The 6486-nt window shown below is 70.7% G+C and carries 4 protein-coding genes; 1 reads left to right on the top strand and 3 read right to left on the bottom strand.

The features are described 5' to 3' along the window. Nucleotides 1–858, bottom strand: an 858-nt coding sequence (locus OKJ99_RS07075) for an ATP-binding protein (protein WP_326014928.1), incomplete at its 3' end; no start/stop codon positions are given. Between the two features lie 219 nt (nt 859–1077). Between OKJ99_RS07075 and OKJ99_RS07070 the strand changes: the two genes are divergently transcribed. After that, nucleotides 1078–3489, top strand: a complete 2412-nt coding sequence (locus tag OKJ99_RS07070; protein ID WP_326014927.1) for a penicillin acylase family protein — start codon at nt 1078–1080, stop codon at nt 3487–3489. Between the two features lie 21 nt (nt 3490–3510). On the opposite strand, the gene OKJ99_RS07065 is transcribed toward OKJ99_RS07070, so the two are convergent. Further along, nucleotides 3511–5061: an acyl-CoA synthetase gene (locus OKJ99_RS07065; protein ID WP_326014926.1), complete on the bottom strand. Its 1551-nt coding sequence runs from the start codon at nt 5059–5061 to the stop codon at nt 3511–3513. Nucleotides 5062–5069: 8 nt separating this feature from the next. Further along, nucleotides 5070–6170 carry a nitronate monooxygenase gene (locus OKJ99_RS07060; RefSeq protein ID WP_326014925.1) on the bottom strand — a complete coding sequence of 367 codons (1101 nt, stop codon included), beginning with the start codon at nt 6168–6170 and terminating at the stop codon, nt 5070–5072. Between the last annotated feature and the right edge of the window lie 316 nt (nt 6171–6486).

The raw sequence follows: 6486 nt of genomic DNA, 5'->3' as shown, positions 1-6486 counted from the left end.
CGCGGCGGCCGCCGCGACGTACTCCGGGGTGCCTGCCGGTTCGGCCGCCGCGAGCAGCAGCCAGGTGCGGGTCGGCGCCGGCAGTCCGCGTACCTGGCGCAGGTAGTGCTCCTCCAGGGCGCTGCCCGCGGGGAGCGGCTCGGGCAGCGCGAACACACCGGAGAGCTGGCCTTCGGACAGTTCGCGGCCGAGGTCGGTCAGGGCCAGTGGGTTGCCGCCGGTGGCCGCCACGATCCGCAGCCCGACCCGGGTGTCCAGCGGCCCGGCGACCACCGAACGCAGGAGTTCCAGCGCGTCCGGCTCCGCGAGTCCTGTGACCTCGGTGACCGGCAGGCCCGCCGGGGTGTCGGTCCCGGTGCGGGCGGCGAGGACGAGACCGACGCTCTCGGCGTGCAGCCGGCGCCCGACGAACGCGAGCACGTCGAAGGAGTCCCTGTCCAGCCACTGAAGGTCGTCGACGCAGACCAGCAACGCGCGCTGTTTCGCGGCCTCCGCCAGCACGGTGAGGAGCGCGAGGCCCACGAGAAACCGGTCGGCGGGCGGTCCTTCGGCCAGGCCGCAGGCCACCCGCAGCGCCTGATGCTGGGCCCGCGGCAGCACGCCGGGGTGTTTGAGGTCGTCCAGGAACGGCACGAGCAGCCGCTGCAGCGCCGCGAACGCGAACCCTGTCTCCGCCTCCACGCCCGCCACTCGCAACACCCGCAGATCGGCGGCCTCGTCGGCCACATGGGCGAGCAGTGCGGTCTTGCCGATACCGGCATCGCCCCGCAGCACCACGACGCCGCTCAGCCCTTGGCGCAGATCGGCGAGAAGGCGGTCGAGTTGTCCATGCTCTCGGGCCCGGCCTGTCAGACGCATCAGACGCACTCGAAACACCCTCACCGTAGGGAGCCGTTATGGAGCGTTTTGTGAAAGGCAGCATCGCATGGGCGGACGGCTCCGTCTGCACTGCGCGAGCCATCGCCCGACCTCTGTGGGCCACCGCGCGAACGGGGGTGTCGCACCAGTGTGATTGGTACGCTCAACGGTGCCCCATCCAGCTCAACAGCCTCTGTCAGCACCGCAGTTGGGAGCACGATGCGCACATGCCCGGGACACAGACGCCTCGCGGCCCTCGGGGTCGCCCTGCTGACCGCGCTCACCGGAACGGCCTCGGTGTCGTCCGCCGCCGAGCGCGGTGAGCATCCGCAGGGTGGCGGCGGACTGTCCGCCACCATCCGCTACACCGAGCACGGGATCCCGCACATCGTCGCCAAGGACTACGCGAACCTCGGCTTCGGCACGGGGTGGGCGCAGGCCGCCGACCAGGTGTGCACGCTCGCCGACGGGTTCGTGACGCTGCGCGGCGAGCGTTCGCGCGTCTTCGGGCCCGACGCGGCGCCCGACGGCTCGCTGTCGTCGGCGACCAGGAACCTCTCAAGTGACCAGTACTTCAAGGGCGTTCGTGAGGCGCGCACGGTCGAGAAGCTGCTCGACGTCCCCGCGCCCGCGGGCCCGAGCCGCGACGTCAAGGACGCGATGCGCGGCTGGGCCGCCGGGTACAACGCGTGGCTGAAGCAGAACCGGATCACCGACCCGGCGTGCAAGGGCGCGGACTGGGTGAAGCCGGTGACCTCGCTCGACGTGGCGACGCGCGGTTTCGCGATCGCGGTGCTCGGCGGGCAGGGGCGCGGCGTCGAGGGCATCACGGCCGCGCAGCCGCCCACCACCGGTGCCGCGCGGGTCCAGCCCGACAAGGGTGATGTCGCGCGCGCAGCCCGCGAGTTGTTCGGCCAGGACGACTCCGACATGGGCTCAAACGCGGTGGCGTTCAGCGGCGCGGCGACGGCGAACAAGCGGGGCCTGCTGCTCGGCAACCCGCACTACCCGTGGCAGGGCGGCCGCCGCTTCTGGCAGTCGCAGCAGACGATTCCCGGCGAACTGAACGTCATGGGCGGCTCGTTGCTGGGCACCACCGGCATCTCGATCGGCCACAACGCGCACATCGCCTGGAGCCACACGGTCGCGACGGGCGTCACGCTCAACCTCCACCAGCTCACCCTCGACCCGTCCGACCCGACGGCGTACGTGGTCGACGGCAAGAAGCAGAAGATGACGAAGCGGTCCGTGACGGTGCCCGTGAAGGGCGGCGGCGAGGTGACCCGCACCCAGTGGTGGACCCGCTACGGCCCGATCGTCACGAACCTCGGCGCCCAGCTCCCGCTCCCCTGGACCGCGGCGACGGCGTACGCCCTGGGTGACCCGAACGCGGTCAACCTGCGCGCCTCGGACACGGCGCTCGGCTTCAGCAAGGCCCGTTCGACGGCCGGCGTCCTCGCCTCGCTGCGCCGCGCGCAGGGCCTGCCGTGGGTGAACACCATCGCCGCGGACTCCTCGGGCCACTCGCTGTTCACGCAGTCACAGGTGCTGCCGCGGATCACCGACGAGCTGGCGGAACGCTGTTCGACGCCGCTGGGCAAGGCGACGTATCCGGCCTCGGGGGTCGCGATCCTCGATGGCTCGAAGAGTGACTGTTCGCTCGGCAGGGACAAGGACGCGGTGCAGGCGGGCATCTTCGGTCCGGCGAAGATGCCGGTACTCAAGGACGCCCCGTACGCGGAGAACTCCAACGACAGCGCCTGGCTCGCCAATGCGGACCACCCGATCACCGGCTACGAGCGGGTCTTCGGGAACGCCGGCACGCAGCGCTCGATGCGGACGCGCGGCGCCGTCGAGGACGTCGCAGGGATGGCGGACAAGGGCGGACTGACGGTCGCGGACCTTCAAAAGCAGCAGTTCGCGAACCGGGTGCCCGCGGCCGATCTGACGGCCGCCGACACCGCGAAGGCGTGCGCGGCCCTGCCCGGCGGCTCGGCAACGGGCAGCAATGGCACGCCGGTTGACGTCTCGGGCGCCTGTGGTGTGATCGCCGAGTGGGACCGCACCATGAACACCGACAGCCGGGGCGCCCTGCTCTTCGACCGGTTCTGGCGGAAGCTGACGGCGGCGGTGCCCGCGGCCCAGCTGTGGAAGGTGCCGTTCTCGGCGGCGGATCCGGTGCGGACGCCGAACACGCTGAACACGCAGGCGCCCGGTTTCGCGACGGCGCTCGCCGACGCGGTGGCCGAACTGAAGGGCGCGAGCATCCCGTTGGACGCCAGGCTCGGCGACCACCAGTTCGTGAAGCGCGGCGGCGACCGTATCCCGGTGCACGGCGGCACGGAGTCGCTGGGCGTGTGGAACAAGGCGGAGCCGGTGTGGGACGCCGCGGGCGGCGGCTACACGGAGGTCACGACCGGGTCCAGCTACATCCAGGCCGTCGGCTGGGACGGAGGGCGCTGCCCGGTGGCGCGCACCCTCCTCACGTACTCCCAGTCCTCGAACCCGAACTCGCCGCACTACAGCGACCAGACCCACCTCTTCGCGAAGAAGAAGTGGGTCACGGAGCGCTTCTGCGAGAAGGACATCCTCACGTCGCCCGCCCTGAAGGTGGTGCGGGTGCGCGGCTGACGAGCGCGGGCCGGGGCGGTCTCAGACCGCCCTGGTCCGTCCCTCCCAGTACGGGTCCCGAAGGCGGCGCTTGTAGAGCTTGCCGTTGGGGTCGCGGGGCATCGTCTCGATGAAGTCGACGCTCTTGGGCCGCTTGTAGCCCGCGAGTTGGGTCTCGCAGTGCGTGAGGATCTCGGTCGCCAGGGCGTCCCCGGCCTCCCGGCCCTCCGCGACCTCGACGACCGCCTTGACCTCCTCGCCCCAGTCGTCGTGCGGGATGCCGAACGCGGCGGCGTCGGCGACGGCCGGGTGGGTGAGGAGCGCGGACTCGATCTCGGCGGGGTAGATGTTGACGCCACCCGAGATGATCATGTCGATCTTGCGGTCGCGCAGGAAGAGATAGCCGTCCTCGTCGATCACCCCGAGGTCGCCGACGGTGAAGAAGTCGCCGATGCGGTTCTTCTTCGTCTTGCCCTCGTCCTTGTGGTACGAGAATCCGCCGGTGTTCATCTTGAGGTAGACGGTGCCGAGTTCACCGGCGGGCAGCTTGTTGCCGTCGTCGTCATAGATCGCCAACTCGCTGATGGGCCACGGCTTTCCGACCGTTCCCGGCTTCTTCAGCCAGTCCTCGGCCGTCGCGAACGCGCCGCCGCCCTCACTGGCCGCGTAATACTCCTCGACACACATCCCCCACCAGTCGATCATGGCGCGCTTGACGTGGCCGGGGCACGGCGCGGCGCCGTGGATCGCGTGCCGCATGGACGTGACGTCGTAGCGGTCCTTGACCTCCTGCGGGAGGGCGAGCAGACGGTGGAACTGGGTCGGCACCATGTGCGTGTGCGTGCACTTGTGGGTGTCGATGAGGCGGAGCATCTCCTCGGGCGTCCACTTGTCCATCAGGACGAGCGGGTGCCCGATGTGCAGGGAGGCTCCCGCGAACTGGAGGACCGCCGTGTGGTAGAGCGGCGAGCACACCAGGTGGACGTTGTCGTCGTACGGCTTGACGCCGAAGATGGCGAGGAAACCGCCGAGGTACGACTCCTCGGGGAGCTTGCCGGACAGCGGGCGGCGGATCCCGCGGGGGCGGCCCGTCGTGCCGGACGTGTAGTTCATGACCCAGCCGAGCGTGCGGTCATCGGGCGCCGACTCGGCCTGCCCGTCGAGGAGTTCGCCGTACGGGCGGAAGCTCTCGACGTCCCCGACCGCGTACCGGTGACTGTCGGGCAGGCCTGCCTCGTCGGCTGCGGACCTGGCCGCTTCGGCGAACCGCTCGTGCGTGATCAGCACCTTGGCGCCGGAGTCGGAGACGATCCAGGCGATCTCCGGCCCTACGAGGTGGTGGTTGACCGGGACGAGATAGAAGCCGGCCTGCGAGGCGGCGAGGTAGGCGGTGAAGAACTCGACGCTGTTGGGGAGGACGACGGCGAAGGCGTCACCGCGCTGAAGGCCTGCCGCGCGCAGGCCGTGGACCATCTTGTTGGCGGCGGCGTGCAGGCGTCCCGCCGACCACGGTTCGCCGTCCGGGGCGATCAGGACCGTGCGGTCGGGGTCGGCGGCGGCCTGCGCCCAGAAACCATTGGGGGGTGTGCTCATACTCGTACTCACCGTCCTGCGATCTTGTTGATGCGGTCGATCGCCTTCTCGAAGCCGCGCGTCAGGTCGTCGAAGACCGCCTGCACGCTGCGCTCCTCGTTCATCCGGCCCACGATCTGCCCCACGGGCGTGCCGAGCAGGGGCTCCACCTCGTACTTCTGGATCCGGGACACCGCTTCCGCGACGAGCAGGCCCTGTAGGGGCATCGGCAGGGTGCCGGGCCCGGCCGGGTCGTCCCACGCGTCCGTCCACTCGGTGCGCAGCTGGCGCGCGGGCTTCCCGGTCAGCGCGCGGGAGCGCACCGTGTCGCCGGAGCCCGCGGCGAGCAGTTTGCGGGTGACGGCGGGCGAGTGCATGTCGGCCTCCGTCACCGTCAGCCACACCGAGCCGAGCCACACCCCCTGCGCGCCGAGCGCGAGCGCGGCCGCCACCTGCTGGCCGCTGCCGATGCCGCCCGCGGCCAGGACCGGCAGCGGGTCGACGGCCTCCACGGCCTCCGGGGTGAGAACCATGGAGGCGATGTCGCCGGTGTGGCCGCCCGCCTCGTAGCCCTGCGCGACGACGACGTCGATGCCCGCGTCGGCGTGCTTACGGGCGTGCTTGGCGCTGCCCGCGAGCGCGGCGACGAGGATGTCGTGCTCGTGGGCGCGGGCGATGACGTCGGCGGGCGGCGATCCGAGTGCGTTGGCGAGGAGTTTGATCGGGTAGTCGAAGGCGACGTCGAGTTGGCTGCGGGCGACCTGTTCCATCCAGCCGGTGATGCGCCAGCCGGACGCCTCGCCCTCGGCGAGTTCCGGGACGCCGTACTTGGCGAGGGTCTCCTGGACGAACTGCCGGTGCTCCGGCGGGATCATCGCCTCGATGTCGGCCTCGGTGACGCCCTCGACCTTCTTGGCGGGCATGACGACGTCGAGGCCGTAGGGCCGGCCGTCGACATGTCCGTCGAGCCAGTCGAGGTCGCGTTTGAGTTCGTCGGGTGCCGTGTAGCGGACCGCACCGAGCACGCCGAAGCCTCCGGCCCTGCTGATGGCCGCGGCCACCGCAGGGAACGGCGTGAAGCCGAAGACGGCGTGCTCGATCCCCAGTTTCTTGCTCAGTTCCGTCTGCATGCGCGCAGGATGCCGCAGCACGGCGGACGACGGAAGAGCTTTTCTGATGCAGCGTCAGATTCTTCACCGGCCGGTCATGGCGCACGGGTGTTGACACGAGGCAGCGCTGACAGAGAAATTTCATCCGACTCGGCAGATCCCGAAAGAATTTTTCAGAAGGGCCTCGTCCATGAGCGGAGCACCCGAAGCAGCGGACAGACCGGATACGGGCGGGACGATCTCCGGCCTCTCCCGGCGTCAATTCGGCGCGGCCGGCCTCGCGCTGGGCGGCGCCCTGGCCCTCGCCCCGTTCCCCGCGGGCCCCGCCGCGGCCGCC

It is taken from the genome of Streptomyces endophyticus (genome assembly GCF_035798155.1).
Lineage (GTDB): Bacteria > Actinomycetota > Actinomycetes > Streptomycetales > Streptomycetaceae > Streptomyces > Streptomyces endophyticus.
This window is presented reverse-complemented; position numbering and strand designations above follow the sequence as displayed.